At 60.5% G+C, this 19,687-nt stretch carries 17 protein-coding genes and 1 tRNA gene; 6 read left to right on the forward strand and 12 right to left on the reverse strand.

Annotated elements, in window-relative coordinates; all coding sequences use genetic code 11:
• Window positions 1-125 precede the first annotated feature (125 nt).
• Window positions 126-1,547, forward strand: coding sequence for a DHA2 family efflux MFS transporter permease subunit (locus ACZ9DP_RS31280; RefSeq protein WP_476204594.1), 1,422 nt, complete (start codon window positions 126-128; stop codon window positions 1,545-1,547).
• Window positions 1,548-1,553: 6 nt separating this feature from the next.
• Here the strand turns inward: ACZ9DP_RS31280 and ACZ9DP_RS31285 are convergent, their stop codons facing one another.
• The 3 genes from ACZ9DP_RS31285 to ACZ9DP_RS31295 are packed head-to-tail and all read right to left on the reverse strand — an operon-like array spanning window position 1,554 to window position 4,300.
• Window positions 1,554-1,937, reverse strand: a complete 384-nt coding sequence (locus ACZ9DP_RS31285) for a VOC family protein (RefSeq protein ID WP_455874767.1) — start codon at window positions 1,935-1,937, stop codon at window positions 1,554-1,556.
• Window positions 1,938-1,995: 58 nt separating this feature from the next.
• Window positions 1,996-2,715, reverse strand: a complete 720-nt coding sequence (locus tag ACZ9DP_RS31290) for an RlmE family RNA methyltransferase (RefSeq protein WP_476204595.1) — start codon at window positions 2,713-2,715, stop codon at window positions 1,996-1,998.
• A 7-nt stretch (window positions 2,716-2,722) separates the two neighbouring features.
• Window positions 2,723-4,300: a Ppx/GppA phosphatase family protein gene (locus ACZ9DP_RS31295; RefSeq protein ID WP_476204596.1), complete on the reverse strand. Its 1,578-nt coding sequence runs from the start codon at window positions 4,298-4,300 to the stop codon at window positions 2,723-2,725.
• Window positions 4,301-4,546: 246 nt separating this feature from the next.
• Between ACZ9DP_RS31295 and ACZ9DP_RS31300 the strand changes: the two genes are divergently transcribed.
• A tRNA-Gln gene (locus tag ACZ9DP_RS31300) sits at window positions 4,547-4,620 on the forward strand.
• A 345-nt stretch (window positions 4,621-4,965) separates the two neighbouring features.
• Here ACZ9DP_RS31300 and ACZ9DP_RS31305 read toward each other — a convergent pair.
• The 9 genes from ACZ9DP_RS31305 to iolG all read right to left on the reverse strand — a co-directional run bounded on the left by ACZ9DP_RS31305 (window position 4,966) and on the right by iolG (window position 13,959).
• Window positions 4,966-5,232, reverse strand: a complete 267-nt coding sequence (locus ACZ9DP_RS31305; RefSeq protein WP_476204598.1) for a hypothetical protein — start codon at window positions 5,230-5,232, stop codon at window positions 4,966-4,968.
• A gap of 19 nt (window positions 5,233-5,251) precedes the next feature.
• Window positions 5,252-6,124, reverse strand: coding sequence for a MurR/RpiR family transcriptional regulator (locus ACZ9DP_RS31310; RefSeq protein ID WP_476204599.1), 873 nt, complete (start codon window positions 6,122-6,124; stop codon window positions 5,252-5,254).
• A 115-nt stretch (window positions 6,125-6,239) separates the two neighbouring features.
• Window positions 6,240-7,439, reverse strand: a complete 1,200-nt coding sequence (locus tag ACZ9DP_RS31315) for a sugar ABC transporter permease (protein WP_476204600.1) — start codon at window positions 7,437-7,439, stop codon at window positions 6,240-6,242.
• A gap of 37 nt (window positions 7,440-7,476) precedes the next feature.
• A complete protein-coding gene (locus ACZ9DP_RS31320) occupies window positions 7,477-8,292 on the reverse strand; it encodes an ATP-binding cassette domain-containing protein (RefSeq protein WP_476204601.1) in 816 nt (271 codons plus the stop codon).
• A 70-nt stretch (window positions 8,293-8,362) separates the two neighbouring features.
• On the reverse strand, window positions 8,363-9,439 hold the full coding sequence (locus ACZ9DP_RS31325; protein ID WP_476204602.1) for an ABC transporter substrate-binding protein: 1,077 nt from the start codon (window positions 9,437-9,439) through the stop codon (window positions 8,363-8,365).
• 280 nt (window positions 9,440-9,719) lie between these two features.
• Window positions 9,720-10,688: a hydroxyacid dehydrogenase gene (locus tag ACZ9DP_RS31330; protein ID WP_476204603.1), complete on the reverse strand. Its 969-nt coding sequence runs from the start codon at window positions 10,686-10,688 to the stop codon at window positions 9,720-9,722.
• Window positions 10,688-11,497, reverse strand: a complete 810-nt coding sequence (locus tag ACZ9DP_RS31335) for an HpcH/HpaI aldolase family protein (RefSeq protein ID WP_476204604.1) — start codon at window positions 11,495-11,497, stop codon at window positions 10,688-10,690. Before ACZ9DP_RS31335 ends, ACZ9DP_RS31330 begins: the two co-directional genes overlap by 1 nt.
• Before the next feature lie 11 nt (window positions 11,498-11,508).
• Window positions 11,509-12,945 (reverse strand): NAD-dependent succinate-semialdehyde dehydrogenase, encoded by a 1,437-nt coding sequence (locus tag ACZ9DP_RS31340; RefSeq protein WP_476204605.1) that lies wholly within the window; start codon window positions 12,943-12,945, stop codon window positions 11,509-11,511.
• Between the two features lie 3 nt (window positions 12,946-12,948).
• Entirely contained in the window at window positions 12,949-13,959 is a 1,011-nt protein-coding gene (gene iolG, locus ACZ9DP_RS31345; RefSeq protein WP_476205509.1) for an inositol 2-dehydrogenase, read from the reverse strand.
• Window positions 13,960-14,062: 103 nt separating this feature from the next.
• Between iolG and iolD the strand changes: the two genes are divergently transcribed.
• The 4 genes from iolD to ACZ9DP_RS31365 are packed head-to-tail and all read left to right on the forward strand — an operon-like array spanning window position 14,063 to window position 18,982.
• A complete protein-coding gene (gene iolD / locus ACZ9DP_RS31350) occupies window positions 14,063-15,913 on the forward strand; it encodes a 3D-(3,5/4)-trihydroxycyclohexane-1,2-dione acylhydrolase (decyclizing) (RefSeq protein WP_476204606.1) in 1,851 nt (616 codons plus the stop codon).
• A 1-nt stretch (window position 15,914) separates the two neighbouring features.
• On the forward strand, window positions 15,915-16,733 hold the full coding sequence (locus ACZ9DP_RS31355) for an SDR family oxidoreductase (RefSeq protein ID WP_476204607.1): 819 nt from the start codon (window positions 15,915-15,917) through the stop codon (window positions 16,731-16,733).
• Between the two features lie 10 nt (window positions 16,734-16,743).
• The gene (locus ACZ9DP_RS31360) at window positions 16,744-17,805 is read left to right on the forward strand and encodes a sugar phosphate isomerase/epimerase family protein (RefSeq protein ID WP_476204608.1); all 1,062 of its coding nucleotides are present in this window, start codon (window positions 16,744-16,746) and stop codon (window positions 17,803-17,805) included.
• Window positions 17,806-17,848: 43 nt separating this feature from the next.
• Window positions 17,849-18,982 carry a Gfo/Idh/MocA family protein gene (locus tag ACZ9DP_RS31365; protein WP_476205510.1) on the forward strand — a complete coding sequence of 378 codons (1,134 nt, stop codon included), beginning with the start codon at window positions 17,849-17,851 and terminating at the stop codon, window positions 18,980-18,982.
• Window positions 18,983-19,687: the final 705 nt, after the last annotated feature.

The following is a 19,687-nucleotide window of genomic DNA, read 5'->3' on the forward strand; positions in this document are numbered from 1 at the left end:
TCTCACGCACACGTGATGCAAACCCGCAGCTCCCGCAGTTTCAGGGATTGGCAGAGGCGGCAACTGGGACTACACAGCACGGGCCCCCGAGCCATCCTCCCAAGAGTCGCCCAAGGCTTTTGCCTATGAACCGCATTGTTCCGCTGATCCTCGCCGTCGCGCTCTTCATGGAGCAGATGGATTCCACCGTCATTTCGACCGCCCTTCCCGCGATCGCCAGCGACCTGCATGTCGGGCCGATCACGCTGAAGCTGGCGCTGACCTCCTACATGGTGTCGCTTGCGGTTTTCATTCCAGTCAGCGGCTGGATGGCGGACAGGTTCGGCGCCAAGCGCATCTTCCGGCTTGCGATCTGCGTCTTCGTCATCGGCTCGATCTTCTGTGCAGTATCTTCCAATCTGGTCGAGTTCGTCTTCGCCCGCTTCCTGCAAGGCATGGGCGGCGCGATGATGACGCCGGTCGGCCGGCTCGTTCTCCTGCGCACCACCCAGCGGAGCGAACTGGTTTCCGCCATGGCGCTGCTGACGATTCCCGCCCTTGTCGGTCCGCTCGCCGGTCCGCCGCTCGGCGGCTTCATCACCACCTATTTCAGCTGGCACTGGATCTTCCTGATCAACGTGCCGGTCGGCATCATCGGCGTCTGGCTTGCAACAATCTTTCTGCCGGAGGTTGAATCAACCATGCCGCCGAAACTGGACTTCACCGGCTTCATGCTGACCTCGCTTTCCGCCGCGGGTGTCGTATTCGGCCTCTCGGTCGTAAGCCTTCCGGCGCTGCCGCCGGCAATCGGTGTTACATCCACCTTGACCGGCTTCCTTTGCGGCTATCTTTATGTGCGCCACGCCAAGCGCCACCCAGCCCCGATCCTGAACCTAAACCTCTTCCGCAACCCGACCTTCCGCACTGCGACGACTGGCGGCAACCTGTTCCGCCTCTGCGTCGGCGCCATGCCCTTCCTGACGCCGCTGATGCTGCAGCTCGGCTTTGGCCTGACACCGTTCCAGTCCGGCCTCATCACCTTTTCCGGCGCAATCGGCGCGATCACTACCAAATTCATGGCACGGCGCGTTTTCGCCGCCACCGGCTTCCGCACGACGCTTCTTTCGGCAGCCGCGGTCACAACGATCGTCACAATCACGACAGGCTTCTTCACGCCCGCAACGCCGCATCTCGTCATCATCACGGTGTTGCTCATCGGCGGCTTCTCGCGCTCGTTCATGTTCACCGGCGTGAACGCGCTGGCCTTTGCGGACATTGAGGATCGAGAAGCGAGCCAGGCCACATCGATGAGCTCGGTCATGCAGCAGATCAGCCTCGCGCTCGGCGTTGCCGTGGCCGCAGCGATCCTCGAGACATCCATCTATTTCCGCGGCGAGGCACTGCAGGTCGCCGACTTCCATCTGGCCTTCTACGTCATCGCCGGACTGACGGTCGTGGCGATGATCCCCTTCATTCGCATGGACAGGAATGCAGGGGCGCTGGTTTCGGGCCATCGCGCCAAGCGGATCGGCCCAGCCATCGAGACCGAGCAACAAGCGGTGAAATAAGCCCTGCTATTCCGGCTTTTCGCAGACGGCGGCAAGCTTGTTGCCGTCGGGATCGCGGATATAGGCGGCGTAGAAATTCGCATGATAGGAGCGCAAGCCGGGCTTGCCGTCATCAGTACCGCCCGCCGCGAGGGCCGCCGCATAGAACGCATCGACATCCGCGCGCGTTTCAGCGCTGAGCGCGATCATCGAACCGTTGCCGGCGGCGGCACGGCGGCGGTTGAACGGCGTGACGATCCAGAGGCGCGAGCGGGTGTCGCCATCGGCGGAGTAGCCGATCTCCTCGTCAGAGAGACGCTGAAGCTTGTAACCGAGCACCGGCAGAACGGCGTCATAGAAGCGCCGGGCGCGCTCGATGTCATTGGTTCCGAGAGTGACGTAGAGTAGCATCAGATAGTGGCATTCCAATCCTGCAAGCCGCCATCATCGCCACAGACGAAGCCAAAGATCAAGCTTCCACAACGTCCGTGACCGGCTTGCGGCCTTTGAAGCCCTTCGCCAGCAGGAACATCTCGACCGATTCGGCACGCGAGGAAGCCGGTTTGACGTGCACCACCTGACGGAAATGTTGCTTCAGCATGTTGAGCAATTCGCGCTCCGTGCCGCCCTGAAAGGTCTTGGCGAGGAAATGGCCGCCTTCGCCCAGAACGTCGACGGCAAAATGCGCGGCAACTTCGCAGAGATGCATCGTCCGCAGATGGTCCGTGCGGTGGTGGCCGGTCGTGGGGGCCGCCATGTCGGACATCACCAGGTCCGGCGTACCGCCGACCGCTTCCATCAGTTTCGTCGGCGCGTCCGGATCGAGAAAGTCGAGCTGCAGGATCGTCACGCCGGGAAGCGGCGCCATTTCCAGAAAGTCGATGGCCGCGACGCGGACATCCTCGTCGGTCGAGCCCGTCACCTTGGCGGCGATCTGCGACCAGCTTCCCGGTGCGGCGCCAAGGTCGATGATGCGGCGCGCGCCTTTGAGGATATTGTGCTTCTCGTCGATCTCCAGAAGCTTGAAGGCAGCCCGCGCCCGGTAGCCCTCAAGCTGCGCGCGCTGCACGTAGGGATCGTTGATATGGCGCTGCAGCCATTGCCGCGAGGAGGCCTTGAGCTTCTTCTTCTTGACGCGCTGGCCGAGCTTGCGGCCGGTGCGGTTGCCCGCGATCGGTGCCTTGGTCATTCTGTCCCTACCTTGCGCGCTGGCCGCGGCGGTTTCGATGGCGCCGCCAGACGCCGTCGTCCGCCATCATGTCGGTCAAGAGGCCTTCTCTCAAGCCGCGGTCGGCGACGCGCATGCGCGGGCTCGGCCAGCGGCGGCGAATTGCCTCCAGGATGGCACAGCCGGCGAGCACCAGGTCAGCGCGGTCCGGCCCGATGCAGGGATTGGCGGCGCGGCTCTCGAAATCCCACGAGAGAAGCTTCGCCTGCATGGCTGAAACCTCGTCATCCGAAAGCCAGATGCCATCCACCTTGCGTCGGTCGTAGCGCGGCAGGTCGAGATGGACGCCCGCCAGCGTCGTCACCGTGCCGGACGTGCCGATCAGGTGAAAATCGCCGGAATGTGCGACCTCGATTTCCGGGCAGTCGAACCGCGCAAGCATGCCCCCCACCTCCGATACCATGGTCTCGAAGCTCTCCGGCGTCACATGCTGCCCGCCGTGGCGCTCGGAAAGCGTGACGACGCCGACCGGCAGCGAGGTCCAGTGAGTGATGTGATTGGCAAGGCGGCTGAACCGATTCTCGCCGATGCGGATGACCGCGATTTCCGAGGAGCCGCCGCCGATATCGAAAAGCACGACAGAACGCGTTTCGCGGCCGACCAGTGACGAGCAGCCGGATACCGCAAGGCGGGCTTCCGTTTCGCGGTCGATGATCTCGAGTTCGAGGCCGGTCTCGGCAACGACGCGATTTAGGAAAATGGCGCCGTTTGCGGCCTGACGGCAGGCTTCGGTGGCGATCAGTCGCATGCGGCGGATCTCGCGGCTTTTCAATTTTCCGGCGCAGACGCGCAGCGCATCGACGGCGCGGTCCATCGCCTCGTTGGAAAGGCGGCCGCTCGCGGCAAGCCCCTCGCCGAGGCGCACAATGCGCGAAAAGGCATCGACGACACGGAACTGACCCGGCCGGGTGGGCTGGGCAATCAGCAGGCGGCAGTTGTTCGTGCCGAGGTCGAGCGCAGCATAAAGTTCATCCGGCCAGGGATGCTCGGCAACGTGATCGCGGCGCTCGCGTTCAGGCGGCCGGCCGCCGCGATTGAAGCTATCGTTTTGAGGTTCGGAATACCCATTGGCCTTGTCTATCGTTGGGGCTCTCGCAATGGCGGGATCCCTGGCAATGGCGGCAGGCTGGGCAGCGATCCCCGGCTGGCCGACCGGCTTGCCAGGCGCCAGCGGACGGCCCTGCAGGCCGCGCTTTCCGCGATGCTTGCGCCGGTTGCGGCGGCTGTGTGAAGCGTCGCCATCGACCTGCGCGGCCGAAGCCGGCTTTTCATGCTGCTGGATCGCTGGGGATGCGCCGTCATGCCGCTGGCCACCGTTACCGCGGCGGCGGCGTTTGCGCTTGCGGGCCGGGTTCCCGGCTGCAGCTTCCATCGGGCGCGCTGCCTCTCCGGATGTCTCGGAGGAGGCCTGCGAAGCGGCATGAGGCGCGTTGCGGGACTGACCGCCCCGTTTGCCCTTTCGGCGCCGGGATTTCTTGCCGTCCCTGCGCACTGCCGCTGACGCCCCGTCAAATTGCGGCTTTGCGCCGCCTTCGGGGTCTTCCACGTTCGTTTTCCACGCGCCGCGCAAGTCCATGATGGTATGCAGCAGGCGCTCATTAGATTTTTGCGTTGCCGCGAGAATACCAGCGCGATGCAAAATCGCCAAATTCTTTTTGGATTCAAAAATCGGGACCTGCTCAAACTCACCCGATTAGGGTGCAGAAATTTTTCCAAACAGTATTTGCATTCCTCCGGCTTTTGTTTATAAGCGCCGCACACCAGCGGAGCCGCTTTGCCGGCCGCGCCCTGCTGGGGAATAGTTCAATGGTAGAACAGCGGACTCTGACTCCGTCGATCTTGGTTCGAATCCAGGTTCCCCAGCCAGTTCTTCTTTTTCATTATTTTCCAGATGCTTACGTGGCCGATCGATACGGCAACCGGAACAGTTTTCCGCATCACTTTTCCGGATCACCGCCGGAACTGGCGTGACAGAGATGATTAAGCGCGTCCAAAACAGCCTTGGGCGACAACCCACTCCTCACCTCGCTTGTCCTCGGGCCCGCGGTGTAGAAGGCTCTCGGCGAGATCGATAAGGGTTTTGTGTGAGCGCATGGAGCCGATGCGTTCCACGGTGACCAGGCATTACCGGACTGTCTTGTTGGCAGGATTTGGCATGCCTGCACCTCCGCTGACTCAATTTGAGGGGTGCGGCCCTGGATTCAAGACATCTTAGCACCATCCAAACAGATACCCTGATCGCGCAGAGTTTTGCAGATCCTCCCAGTTTGCGCCGTAACGGGCGGCGTCGCGGAAGAGCTGCTTATCACCAGGCGCGAAATTGTCGTAGAAGACGCCGGTGGTGTTTGCCAGGTCATAGTACTCGCTCATCTTCTGCGAAAAAACGAAGTTCGGGTCGCCTTCATGGCGCTCCCATCCCTTCATGATCCAGTTCTTGTGAAGTATCAGTGGCGACGGCACGCCTTCGGCGTCGTTCATATGACAGAATGAGGTTACTTTACTGGCCCGTCACCGTTGGAATTCGCGGATCGTTGGAACTGTCCTGCAGCCGGCTGGCCAACGCCACTGTCAGCGCTTGAGCGAGACACATCGGAGCCGCAAGCGAACGGGAGAATGTGTATTCGTGTTCAGGCACTGCGAACAGCACAGCAGCAGACTTCGCCAGCGGCGAAAGCGTGCTGTCGGAGATCGCAACAATGGGAACCCCTTTCTCCGCGACCTGCTCCACTACATTCACCACCTCGGTTGCGTAAAACCGGAAGGAGACGGCCAGCAGCAGGTCTGATTTGTTCATCGTGCGCGCCATGTAGGTGGCAAGGCCGCCACTTGGGTCGAGAAGCACGCAGCGCTTGCCGAGCATCGTCAGGACATAACGCAGGAGATCGACGACGGGCGCCGAGCGCAACTGTCCGATGAGGTAGACGGTGTCGCATTTCTCCAATAGATCGACAGCGCGAGCCATTTCCTCTGCAGAGACCTGAGCAAGCAGGTCCTGAAGCGACGCCATGTCACGCACGACGAGATCGCGAAGAAAACCAAGCTCACTGCGATCAGTCCGCGCTCCAAGCTCGGTCTCAAGCGCCCTGACCCTGGCTTCGAAGCCCGGGGCGGCAGTAGAGAGACGCTTCTGGAACAGACCCTGGAGTTCCTTAAACCCCTCGTATCCCAAAGACTGGGCAAAACGCACGAAGCTTGACGCGTGGATTCCGCAGCGTTCTGCAATTGCGCTCACAGAAAGCACGGCCACGTCATTCGGGTTCTGCGTCAGGTAGATAGAAATCTTCTGATATGACTTGCTCATATCCTCGAACCGCTCATGGACGAGGCGGATCAATTCTTCGTAGTCACGCGGCGGTTCGATTTCTGCCATTCCCACATCCTGCAAAATTTATTGCATTGTGCGCTGAGAGCCTGTGAATTGCCAACTCCTATTTGTATTTCCAGCACTATGGTCAACACCAAAGGTTCACAGGATACGTCTTCGACTAAAACGCCTGTTGGCCTGTGAGCTTCTCGATAATCTTGTCGATCGACACCGCCAGGACGAGGAGCAGTCCGGTCACGATGAGCCTGACTTCATTATCGACTCCCATCAGATTCAGGCCGTTCTGGACGGTCCCGATTACCAAAGCTCCCAATAGTGCCGCATGAATAGCACCTCGCCCGCCGAAGAGGCTTACGCCGCCGATCACTGCTGCGGCGATGGATTCGAGAAGAAGGGTGCCGCCGCCCACGCCTCCACCGGAGAAGACGCCGACACCAAGTGTCCGGGACGAGGCGACTATGCCTGCGATGGCGGCGACGCCTCCGGCGATGGCGAAGGCAGCCATTCGAATGAGCGGCACCTTGATGCCCGCCCTGCGCGCCGCTTCGTCATTGTTGCCGACAGCGTAGAGGTAAAGTCCGAACTGTGTCTCGTTGAGGATGTAGCCTCCGATGCCCAGCAGAACCGCGAACATCAGCACCGGCAGAGGAATACCCTGATTGGCGTTCAACACAAGGACAGCGATGGCACCTATTACTCCGGCACCGGACAGCGGAATGACAATCGCGTTCAGGGTAGAGACGTCGAGTCCTGCCTTACGCCTGCGGGCGACGCCGGACAGGATCAAAACGCCGAGTGCGGCGATGCCGATCGCCCAGGCGAACCAGGCATAGATTCCCGAAACTGTGGTCTGTGCAATCAACTCGACGCCGGTTCCCATCAAGCCATAGCGTGCCGTGGCGGGAAGCAGCAGAAGTTGGATGCCGTTCAAAGCAAGCCCGAGGCCAAGTGTGACCACGAAGGACGGGACGCCGACCCAATTCACCCAGCGGGCGGAGCATGAACCGATCACGGCACCGATCAGGATCGAGGCCGGGAGGGATACCCACGGCGAGACCCCATAGTCCACGATGAGCTTGGCGCTCAGCACTGCCGTGACACCGTGGATGGCCGCAACGGACAGGTCGATCTCCTTCACCAGAAGAACGAACATCAAGCCAAGCGCCATCATGCCGACAACGGTCGACTGTAGCAGCAGGTTCGAGAGGTTGCGCGGCGTGAGAAAGACATTGCTCTGAAAGGCGAAGAATACCCAGAGAGCGATGAGGGCGACAACGACCGGCAAGGCCCGCAGGTCGCTCGTCAGAAGTTCCCCGAAGGTGCGCCGCTTGGGTGCCGCGTTTGCGGTGATGGAAGCCATAGACATTATCCTTGGAAAGCGGAGCATTCTCCGCGGGTCAGCCTGCGAGGTTTACGCCTTCGTTGCCGCCGACCATTGCGTTTACGACCATTTCGCCGGTCACGTCCCTGGAGCGGAAACTGGCAGCGTTCGCGCCGAGACGCATGACCTCGATCCTGTCGGTCGAGTTCACCACGAAATGATGGATGTCGTGACTGACGACCACCACACCCAGTCCGTCGTCGGCAAGGCTGCGGATGAGATCGGCGACCTGTTGCGCAGCGGAGTGGCTCAAGGCCGCCGTCGGTTCATCGAGGATGACGACTTTGGGCTTCCAGAGAATCGAACGCGCGATGGCGATGTTCTGACGCTGACCGCCGGACATCGCCCCGACGGGGCGGGTGAGCGACAGATTTCCGAGGCGCATACGGGTCATCACCTCGCGTGCCCTCACTTCGCATTCTGCACGTCTTATACGTCTGCCGAAAATGCCGGACCCCGTCAATTCGCGGCCGAGGAACAGGTTCTGGACAGCGTCGAGATTGTTGCAAAGCGCAAGGTCCTGGTAAACCGTGGCGATCCCGTAAGCCGTCGCATCGGACGGGGTGCGGATATGGACAGGCTTGCCCTCGATCTCATAGTCACCCGAGTCCGCGGGGTGCACTCCCGCCATGACTTTGACAAGCGTCGACTTTCCCGCCCCGTTGTCGCCGACAAGCGCAACGATCTCGCCTGCATGTACTTCCACCGATGCTCCACGAAGTGCATGCACCGAACCGAAGGACTTTTGTATGTTGCGCATCGAGATCAGCGGCACCGACGACGTCGTCCGCGCTGCTCTTGCCTCTGAAAGAGCATCGATCGTTACGGTCATGATGACCTCCTCCCAATCGCGTTCGAAAATAGAGGGAGCGGCCTTCGCCGCTCCCAAAGCCAACCGATGACTACATGTTCTGCTTGCAGACTTCGCTAGTCTCGATGCCCTTGCAGATTTCCGCCCAGGTCCAGACGCCGGCCTTCACAACGTCCCCGAGATTGTCCTTGGTGATGTTGGAAACGGGCAGGAACACTGCAGGCACGTCCATGAACGTATTGTTGACTTTGCCGTTGACGAGGTCCTTAGGCACGCCCTTGCCATCGACGATGGAAACGACGACGTCGGCGGCGTAGTTCGCCTGCACCTTCAGGTCTTTCAGGACCGAATTGTCCTGCCAACCCTGGGCGACGTAACGCAGGGCCTCAACTGTCGCATCCTGACCTCCGGTCACCAGCTTGTCACCCGGCTTGAACCCTTGCGAGATCAGGGCTGCCACGGAGCCGCCGGTCGTACCGTCATTCATCCCGATGAACACGTCAACGTCGCCGCCATTTTTCGTGAGGCAGTCCTCGGCGAAGCTCTGTGCGAGGACCGGATCCCAGTTCTGGGTGTACTGCTCGCAGACAACCTGCACCTTGCCCGAGTCGATCAGCGGCTGAAGGAATTCGTTCTGGCCGGCTTCGTACTGCGTCGTGCCGTATTCTCCCTGGTTGCCCTTGACGCGGGCCACCTTGACGGGGCTTTTCGACATCGCGTTGATCAGTTCCGCGGCGCGTTTGCCCTGTTCCCTGCCAACTGCGAGGGAATCGAAAACGACGTGGGCGTCCGCCTTGCCGCCAACGGCATCGTGGTCATAAAGGACAACGGGAACGCCCGCCTTTTCCGCTGCGGCCAATTCGCCGGCTGCAAGATTGGCGTCCGCGGATGTCAGAAGGATGACCTTTGCGCCTTGCGCAATCGCGTCTTCGACCTGCGACTGCTGCTTGGCCGGATCGCCTTGGGCATTCTGCACCACGACTTCGACATTCGGTGCTTTCTGCTTCATGGCGTCGATAAAGAACGGAGCGTCACGGCTCTCGAACCGGATCGTCGTTTCGTTTGGGAGAAGAAAGAAAACCTTCGATTTCTCCTCTGCGACGGCCGCGGACAGTGACGCGGCGCCAATGACTGTTGTGGCTAAAAGTGTGGTGATCAGGCGTTCCATTTATACCTCCCGTGGAACAGTAGTCTCCCATAGCCGCGGGGTGCTGCAGGAGACGCCTCCCGCGTCAGCCCCCGGCCTGAACACCGCGCAACTCCATTTTGCAATGTTCATTGCGCAAATATCTATTCTGCAAAACTCAATGAGTCAAAGGAAAAATGCAATACAATGTGGCAGAATGTAACATACGCAATATTTGTTGCAAAACTTCCAAATGCACAGATGCACAGCCCATCGCCTCCGACAGTGCATCCTGAACAGGGTTTATGGTTGGGAGGCAGGGCTAGCTGCCGATACCGTTGCCACCATTAACGACCAGTTTTGGGTCAATGCTTCCCGCGAAGAAATCCAGCACGTTCTGAACTGACGCTACTGCCATTCGCTCCCCGCACTCTCTCGTCAATCCCGCGATATGAGGCGAAAGCACAACCTGATCAAAGCCGAGTAGCGGGCTATCCTCAGCCGGCGGCTCGTCGTCGAAGACATCAAGTCCCGCCGCGCCAATCTGCCCGGACTGCAGTGCGTCCATGAGCGCTGCTTCTTCGACCACCCCGCCACGCGCCGTGTTGACCAGGATTGACCCGCGTTTCATCGCTGCGAACTCGGTGGCCCCGATGATCGGGCGATCGGCCTTGGGAATGTTGACGGAAACGAAATCCGCCCAAGAAAGGCCCGCCAAAAGGCTGTCCACCGCTTCAACTGGTCCGTTGGGCCACCCTTGTGTTTTCAGATAAGGGTCGAAAGCCTTGATCTCCATACCAAATCCACCTGCCATCCGCGCGAGATGGCGGCCGATCCGGCCATAGCCGATAATCAACAGGTTCTTGCCGGAAATCTCCTCCGCCTCCAGCCTGTTGCGCCATCCCCATTCGGCAGGTCGCCGAACGGCACGGTCACCCCGCAGCACCCGCTTCGATGCCGCAAGAATAAGCATCATGGCGTGTTCGGCAACCGACACCGAATTGACATCGCCAACAATGGTGAGAGCGATGCCCCGTTCGTTGAGGGAAGGCAGGTGGACTGCATCGTAGCCGACCCCGTGCCGCGAGACGACCTTGAGCCGATCGGCATTGGCGACGGTCGCGGCGGAGAGCGGCTGTGTTCGCAATACCAGCGCATCTGCCTTGCCGATCAGCGGCGCGTATGACGGCTCGGAAACTTCCTCGACATAATCGAAAGTGACACCCGGCACGCTGTTCAACAGCGCGACCCCAGACGGATGGAGTTTTCCAGCGACAAGAATGTGCGTCATCAATATGCCCCTCTCTCGCTTTTTCCCGTAGCCTGGCCAACGAGTTCGCGGAACCGCCCGACGCTTGCCGCCGCCGCGGCAGCAAGCAGACGCGAATCGCCGGAAACTGTCGTCATATCGAAACCCCAGCCGATCGCCCTGACTGCATAATCGGCCGTGCCACAATGTAGTGCAGCCCGAATGCCGTTCGACTTGCACGCCGCGACAATTCGTCGGAGGGCTTCGATCATTTCCGGCTCCTCGCGGTCGAAGCCAGGCGCAAGCGTGCCGTCCATCAGACTGAAAGTCAGATCGGCCGGCCCGACATAAATCCCATCGAGGCCGGGTGTCGCGGCGATCGCATCGAGATTTGCCATCGCCTGCTTGGTCTCGATCATGGCAAATGCCAGGATTTCGTCATTGGCCTCCCCGGCATAATTCGCGCCGGCGGCGAAACTCACCCGTGTCGGTCCAAAACTGCGCTGGCCATGCGGGGGATACCGCATGTAGCTGACGAACTCGGCCGCTTGTTCAGCCGTGTTCACCATCGGGCAGATGACGCCGTATGCTCCGGCGTCGAGCACTTTCATGATGATGCCCGGCTCCAGCCATGGCACCCTCGCCATAGGAACGACGCCCGAGGCGCGCATGGCCTGGAACATCGGCAGCACGGAGCCGTAGTCCAAGGCCCCATGCTGAACGTCGATCGATACCGAGTCATAGCCTTGCGCGGCCATGATTTCGGCTGTGAATGCATTGCCGATGGACAACCAGCCGTTGATGGAGGGGCGACCTTCCGCCCAGATCTGTTTGAGTTTGTTCTTCAACATCGTCGACCTCCTCAAAACACGATCTGGGCGAGTTTGGTGTCCAGATAGTCGCTGATGCCTTCGATGCCGCCTTCCCTGCCCATCCCTGAATGGTTGGTTCCACCAAAGGGCGCTTCGGAGGCCGCGAGCGCGAAACTGTTGATCCCGACCATGCCGGCCTTGAGTGCAGCAACCGTTCGCCGTGCACGGTCCGGCGAGCGGGTAAACGCGTAGGCGGAGAGACCCATCTCCGAAGCGTTGGCGCGAGCCAATACTTCGTCTTCCTCGGAGAACCTAGTGATCGCGGCGATCGGTCCGAAATTCTCCTCAGCAAAGACCTTCATGTCGTCCGTCACGTCGGTCAAAACGGTTGGCTTGTAGAAATGGCCCGCGTTGAACTCCGGCGCCCGTTCGCCGCCAGCGGCCAAAGTCGCTCCCGACTTGAGGGCATCAGTGACAATGGACTCGATCTCGGAGAGCCTTCCGGCGTTGATCAGTGGCCCCATCTGGATCGAAGGATCGAGGCCGTCGCCCAATTTGAGGGCCTTCGTCCGTGAAACGAACCCGTCGACAAACTGGTCGTGCAGCCGCTCGTGGACGAAGAACCGATCGGGCGTGACGCAGACCTGGCCCGCATTGGCGAACTTCGTCGGAACCGAAACGTTGAGCGCGAGTTCAAGATCGGCATCGTCGTAGACGATCAGGGGCGCGTTGCCGCCGAGCTCCATCGACACCTTTTTGACCGTATCCGCGGCATCGCGGATCATCTGCTGACCGACACGTGTCGACCCGGTCAATGACACCTTTCGAACCGCCTTGTCGGCCATGATCGGCGTATAGGTCGTCGCGGTCGGGCCGACCACCAGGTTGACGGCTCCGTCCGGCAGGTTTCCGGCCCGCATGCAATCCACCATCACCATTGCGACGCCGGGCGTCTGGCTGGAGGGGCGGATGATAACGGAGCAACCTGCTGCAAGCGCGGGGGCAGCCTTTCGCGCGACAAGCGCCGCAGGGAAATTCCATGCGGTGAAGGCCCCGACGATTCCGACAGGCTCCCGGGTCACCTCGAAACGTCCATTCGGCACGCGCGATTCGATGATCCGCCCGTATATTCGCCGGGCCTCTTCGGCAAACCACCTGAACTGGTCGATCGACAGTATCCACTCGCGTTCGGACTGCGCGATCGGTTTGCCCGTCTCCAGGGAAATCATCCGCTTGGCTTCGTCGGTGCGGCGGATCATTTCGTCCGCAATGCGATGCATGGCGTCCGCTCGCGCGAACGCGCTTGTCGAGCGCCATTTTGTAAAGCCCTTGCCGGCGGCGGCAAGAGCGCTTTGCGTATCTGAAAGGCTAGCCCGTGGGACTGCCCCAAGCACCTGTTCTGTGACCGGGCTTAGAACGTCCGTCGTCGCGTTGTCGGACGCGCCGAGCCATCTGCCGTCGATGAAAAGTCCGTAGTTCTGATACATGGATCACCCGATTTCGCTGGTTTTAACTGAGCGGCCTTCTGCACCCGACCTGATAGCCGCCTCGGCGAGCACAAGCGCCAGGCGACCGTCCTCGAAGCCGACTTCAGGTGACTTGCCGCTCTCGATGGCATCGACGAAAGCGCCGATCTCGGCCATGAAGGCCTCGGCGTACCTGTCGATGAAGAAGTTGAGGAGAGGCGCACCGCTGCCGGTGAAGTCCGCACGGTGCAGGGTCGTCATGTTCTGGCGGCGGTTCTCCGAAACCACCATCCCCGTGGTGCCCAGTGCTTCGACCCGCTGGTCGTATCCGTAGGCCGCCTGCCGGGAATTGTTGATGATGCACTGCTTGCCCGACGCCGTTTTCAGGACCACCGTAACCGTGTCGTAGTCGCCAAGCCGTGCCATCAGCACCGGATCGATCAGGCGGCTGCCTGTCGCGAAAACCTCGGTGACTTCGTCGTCGAGGATGAAGCGCGCCATGTCGAAATCATGGATGGTCATGTCACGGAAAATACCGCCGGACGCCTCGGCATAGGCAACCGGAGGCATTCCCGGATCACGGGAGGTGATGACCACCTGATGCAATTGGCCGATTTGACCGGACCGAATGGCGTCTCGTGCCGCCCGGTGTCCGGGGTCGAACCTTCTGACGAACCCCAGCATGATCGGGACCTTCGTCCCGCCGATAACCTTTGCGCATGCGTTGACCCGTTCCAGGCTGAGGTCGATCGGCTTCTCGCAAAGCACCGGCTTTCCGGATGCGACCGCCTGCTCGAGGAAATCCGCATGCGTCGGTGTGGACGTGGCAATCAGCACCGCTTCGACATCCGTGCTGGCGAAGACGGCTTCCGCCGAATCGAAGACCTTTGCGCCCAATTTCGAACCTATCTCATCAGCCGCCGGACGATGAACATCGAATACACCAGCGAGGCTGGCGCGTGGATGCGCGGCGATGTTCTCGGCATGCATCCGGCCAATTCGACCGCATCCGAGAACGGCTATTTTTAGCATCAGGAACCCTCCCAGTTCATTTTCTGCAATGTTTGTTGCGAAAGTATTGCATTGTCAATAAATATTTCGTAGCCTTCGGTAAACATGATCCATGGGAGGAGACGAGATGACCCGCGAGACCGTGCGCTTGACGATGGCGCAGGCGCTTGTGCGCTATTTATGCAATCAATTCACTGAGATAGGCGGCGAACGCGTGCCGCTTTTCGCGGGCGTATTCGGCATCTTCGGACACGGCAACGTCACTTGCCTATCGGAAGCGCTTGAGGCCGTTCAAGACAAATTGCCGACCTGGCGAGGCCAAAACGAGCAGTCGATGGCGCTTGCCGCAGTGGCGTTTGCCAAGGCCAAGCGCCGTCGCCAATTGATGGTCGCAGCGACGTCCATCGGACCCGGTGCCGCCAACATGGTCACCGCCGCCGGAACAGCCCATGCCAACCGTTTGCCCGTATTGCTTCTCGCCGGCGACGTTTTCGCCAACCGGATTCCGGACCCGGTGATGCAGCAGGTCGAGCACTTCAACGATCCCACGGTGACCGTCAACGATGCTTTCAAGGCGGTTACCCGTTACTGGGACCGCATTGTCCTGCCCGAACAGATTGTGTCGTCCGTTCCCCAAGCGATCGCAGCAATGCTCGACCCGGCGGATTGCGGCCCCGCATTCCTCGGCCTCGCCCAGGACGCACAGGAAGTCGCGTTCAACTATCCCCTGGCGTTCTTCGAGCCGACGACGTGGTCGGTTCCGCGCCCGCGGCCAGACCGGGCCAAACTGGCTGAAGCTGTCACCCTTCTGAAATCCGCAGAGAGACCGCTCATTATCTCTGGCGGCGGTGTGCGTTACTCGTTGGCCGAAGAGACGGTAGCGGAATTTGCCGTCAAGCGTGGTATTCCGATTGTAGAGACGATTGCCGGCAAAGGCGCAGTCACACATGACCATCCCGCGCATGCCGGACCGATTGGCATCATCGGCTCAACCTCCGCAAACGCACTTGCCCAGGACGCCGACGTCGTGCTCGCGATCGGCACCCGACTACAGGATTTCACGACCGGTTCGTGGACCGCGTTCGATCGGGACGCAAAATTCATCTCGATCAACACCGCTCGCTACGACGCCATCAAGCATCGCGCCGTGGCCGTGGTGGGCGATGCCCTGGAAACAATGACCGAACTTGATGCAGCGCTGGGCGATTGGAAGGCCGATGTCGATCGCATGGCGAAGGCCAAGTCGTTGTTCGCTGATTGGAACAAGCTTCTCGATCAGCATCAGGCAATTACAAACGGACCTATTCCGACATACGCCCAGGTCGTTGCCATCGTCAATGAGACCGCAAAACCCAACGACACTCTGATCGCGGCCGCGGGCGGCACACCTGGCGAAGTGACCAAAGGCTGGCGCGTCAAGAACCCGAACACCTTCGATTGCGAGTTCGGCTTTAGCTGCATGGGCTATGAGATCGCCGCAGGATGGGGTCATGCCATGGCCAAGAACGGCGACGGCACGCCCATCGTCATGATCGGCGACGGGACCTACATGATGATGAACTCCGACATCTATTCCACTGTGCTGACAGGCCACAAGATGATCGTCGTCGTCTGCGACAACGGGGGATATGCCGTTATCAACCGGCTCCAGCAATTCAAGGGCGTCCCGGGCTTCAACAACCTCATCAAGGATTGCCGGGTCAAGGAACCCTTCGCGGTTGATTTCGTCAAGCACGCCGAATCGATGGGCGCTCTTGCCCGCCGCTGCGAAAGCCTAGCCGACCTCAAGTCCGCAATGGAATGGGCACAGACCACCGACCGCACGACCGTCGTCACCCTTGTGACCGATGCCTATGCATGGGTTCCTGGCGACGCGGATTGGGACGTTGGCGTGCCGGAAGTGTCGGAACGGGAGTCCGTACAGAAAGCACGGGTGCACCAGGAGGAAATTCGCAGGAAACAGCGGGTGGGAGTGTGACATGAACCGGATCGACGGAAAGATTGCCGTGGTGACAGGCGGCACCCAGGGGCTTGGGGCTGCGATCGCCCGACTATTCGCCGAGGCGGGTGCTGCTGGCATAGTGACCTGCGGCCGGAACAGCGACAAGGGCAACGCCGTTGCCCATTCGATTACCGAGGACACCGGGGTTCCGGTTTCCTTTGTGGCTGCCGATCTTGAGGATGTGGATGATTGCCGATCTGTCGTGACGCACGCGGATGCCAAGTATGGCCGTGTCGACGTCCTCGTGAACGCAGCCGGCCTGACCGACCGCGGAAATCTTCTGAATTCCTCGCCCGACCTGTTCGACCGAATGTTCGCAATCAATGTGCGCGCGCCCTTCTTCCTGATGCAGGAGGCCGCCAGGCTGATGATCCGCGACGGAACCAAGGGCAGCATGGTGAACATCGGTTCGACATCGGAACGGGCCGGGCAGCCGTTCCTGTCACCCTACTCCGCCTCCAAAGGTGCGCTGGCGACGCTGACCCGCAACTCCGGCTATGCACTGATGCGGAACCAGATACGGGTGAACCAGCTCGACATCGGCTGGATGGCGTCGGACGGCGAAGACCGCGTTCAACGCGAATACCACGGCGCGGAACCTGACTGGCTCGCTAAGGCAGCCGCCGCCCAACCCTTCGGGCGCATCCTGGCTCCCGAAGAAGTCGCGCGCGCCGTTCTCTTTCTCGCTTCGGACGACTCCGGCATGATGACCGGCTCGGTCGTCCATTTCGACCAATCGGTCTGGGGAGCCTACGATGGTGGTCCCCCGGCTCCGGCCATAGCCCTTTCTGCTTGAGGAACCCAAAATGAAGACGATGAAGGGACCGGCAATATACCTTGCCCAATTCGCGGCTGATGACGCGCCGTACAATTCGCTTCCCAGCCTTGCAGGCTGGGTTGCCGACAGGGGCTTTGCAGGCGTGCAGATTCCGACATGGGACACGCGGCTTATCGATATGAAGATGGCGGCCGAAAGCAAGACCTACTGCGACGACCTCAAGGGCGTCCTTGCAGAACGCGGTCTCGAATTGCCGGAACTAGGCTCGCACATCACCGGGCAGCTCGTCGCGGTCCATCCGGCTCACGACAAGATCATGGACAGTTTCGCCCCCGCCGCGGTTCACAACAATCCATCGGCCCGCAGGGCATGGGCCGAGGAACAGATGCGGTTTGCGGCGCGCGCCTCGCGCAATCTCGGCATTGATCGGCACGTCAGCTTCACGGGCAGCCTTCTCTGGCCATATCTCTATCCCTACCCGCAATGGCCGGAAGGTCTGGTGGACGAAGCCTTCGATGAGCTTGCGAAACGGTGGCTTCCGATCTTGAATGATTTCGACGAACACGGTGTCGACCTGTGCTTCGAGATTCATCCCTGTGAAGATGTGCATGACGGGCTGACCTTCGAAATGTTCCTGGAGCGGGTGGGCAACCACGCGCGGTGCAACATCCTATACGACCCCAGCCACTTTGTGCTGCAGGCGTTGGACTATCTCGAATTCATCGACCACTACCATGAGCGCATCAAGATGTTTCACGTCAAGGATGCGGAGTTCCGTCCCAACGGCAAGACAGGGGCATACGGTGGTTTCCAGCCGTGGTCCAAGCGGGCCGGACGGTTCCGGTCGCTCGGCGATGGCCAAGTGGATTTCGGGGCGGTGTTCACCAAGCTTGCGACATACGATTTCGACGGCTGGGCCACGCTGGAGTGGGAATGCTTCATCAAGCATCCCGAAGACGGCGCGGCGGAAGGTGCGAAATTCATCCGCGAACACATTATCCGCGTCGCCGACCGCGCGTTCGACGACTTCGTGAAATCCGGCGCGAACAAGGCTGCCAACCGGGCGATGCTCGGACTGACTGAGGTTTGACATGACATCCAATATTTCGATGAAGAGACCGCTCCGGCTCGGCATGATCGGTGGCGGCCAGGGAGCCTATATCGGCAACATACATCGCATCGCCGCCCGACAGGATGGCGCCTGGCAGCTCGTTGCCGGTGCCTTCGATGTCGACGCCGCACGCGGCCACGCCTTTGCCACCGGCGAAGGGCTTGATCCGTCCCGGTCTTACGACGACTACAAGGCAATGATCAAAGGCGAGCTTGCCCGCGACGACAAGATAGACGCGGTGGCGATCTGCACGCCGAACTTCACCCACTTTCCCATCAGCAAAGCTTTCCTTGAGGCCGGCTTCGACGTCATCTGCGAGAAACCTCTGACCGCGACATTGGAAGACGCCGTCACGCTCGAAAAACTGGTACGCGAGAGCGGCAGGTTCATGGGCGTGACCTACACCTACTCCGGATACCCAATGGTGCACGCGGCCCGTCATATGGTGGCGACCGGTCAACTCGGCAAAATTCGGACCGTGCAGGTGGAATACCCGCTCGAATGGATGGCGACGGCCATCGAGACCGAGGGCAATGCCCAGGCCGCCTGGAGGACCGATCCCAAGAAGAACGGACGCGGTGGTTCGATCGGCGACATCGGCACGCACGCTTATCATCTCGCGGGCTTCGTCTCGGGCCTGAAGCTTGAATCCTTGACTGCCGATCTCGCCACCTTCGTTCCAGGACGCGCCCTCGATGACAATGCGCATGTGATGCTGCGCTACGAGGGCGGCGCTCGAGGTCTTCTTTGGTCTTCGCAAGTGGCGCTCGGATCATCCAACGGCGTCAATCTCAGGGTCTTCGGGGAAAAGGCGTCGCTGACTTGGTTCCAGGAACAGCCCAATGAACTCGTCCATGCCCGGTTAAATGGCAGAACGGAGACGATCAAGCGTGGGGCCGACGATCTCAGCGAAGGAGCAAAGGCACGGACGAGGACGCCGCCTGGCCATCCCGAAGGCTATCTTGAGGCATTCGCCAATCTCTACGCAGGATTTGCCGAAGCGATCCGCGCCAATCGCGAAGGACGCGAGCCGTCTGCGATCGGGCGCGACATTCCGACTGCCTATGACGGATTGAAGGGAGTCGCCTTCGTGGACGCGGTGGTCGACAGTTCCATGGCGTTGGATCAGCCCTGGCTCACGCCAGTTGCGGTCTGAAAATCATCTTGGTATCCAGCTCTCCCACGCTGTCTTGCACGAGAGCGGCGTGGTTGGGATACTTGTGGCACACTCCGGCGGGCTAAGCCGCGTTGTTCGCCTTTGCGGCCCACATTGCCGCCAACGCGTGTTCGCTCGCCCCATTGCAGACGGTTAGTTGGGTAGGCGACTTGATCCCTCTTTGCTTTGAAGGGAGTCGAACCGAAGACCCGCCGTTTGGTGGGGCGTCCCCCTGACGTCCGCTTTGCGTTTGCACGGCCGCCATCGAAACCATGCACGAACCCGCTTCGCGGGAGGGTGCGCTTCAGGGTCGACAGCGGAAATAATTGCCGCCCAACCTTATGTTGACTGATGCCCAAAGCCGGGCACAAAGGTGGCAGCCACGGTCGCTCGCGACGGGAAAATAGAGGGATTTCAAGGGCGATTTCGCTAACCAATTGAAATCATGTGAGAATCCAAAGTCCCCAGGCAGGCGCAATCTGGGCCTGTAGCGCTACTTTCTTGTGGAACTAAGTACCCGAGAAAATTCTGCAGCTTTTTCAGCTATTTGGTTGCCCTTCCTTTGCGGCGCTCGCGGCGATCGTGGTTCGTCGCAATCTGTGGGCGCATTAAATACTGGCTGGGGACCTGCTTTGCGCGGAAGTTATTTTCGCTTGCGCCCAGAAGTCGACGCAGCGCATTTCAAGGTTAGCGGCTGGAATCGAC

It is taken from the genome of Rhizobium sp. USDA 4016 (genome assembly GCF_056279705.1).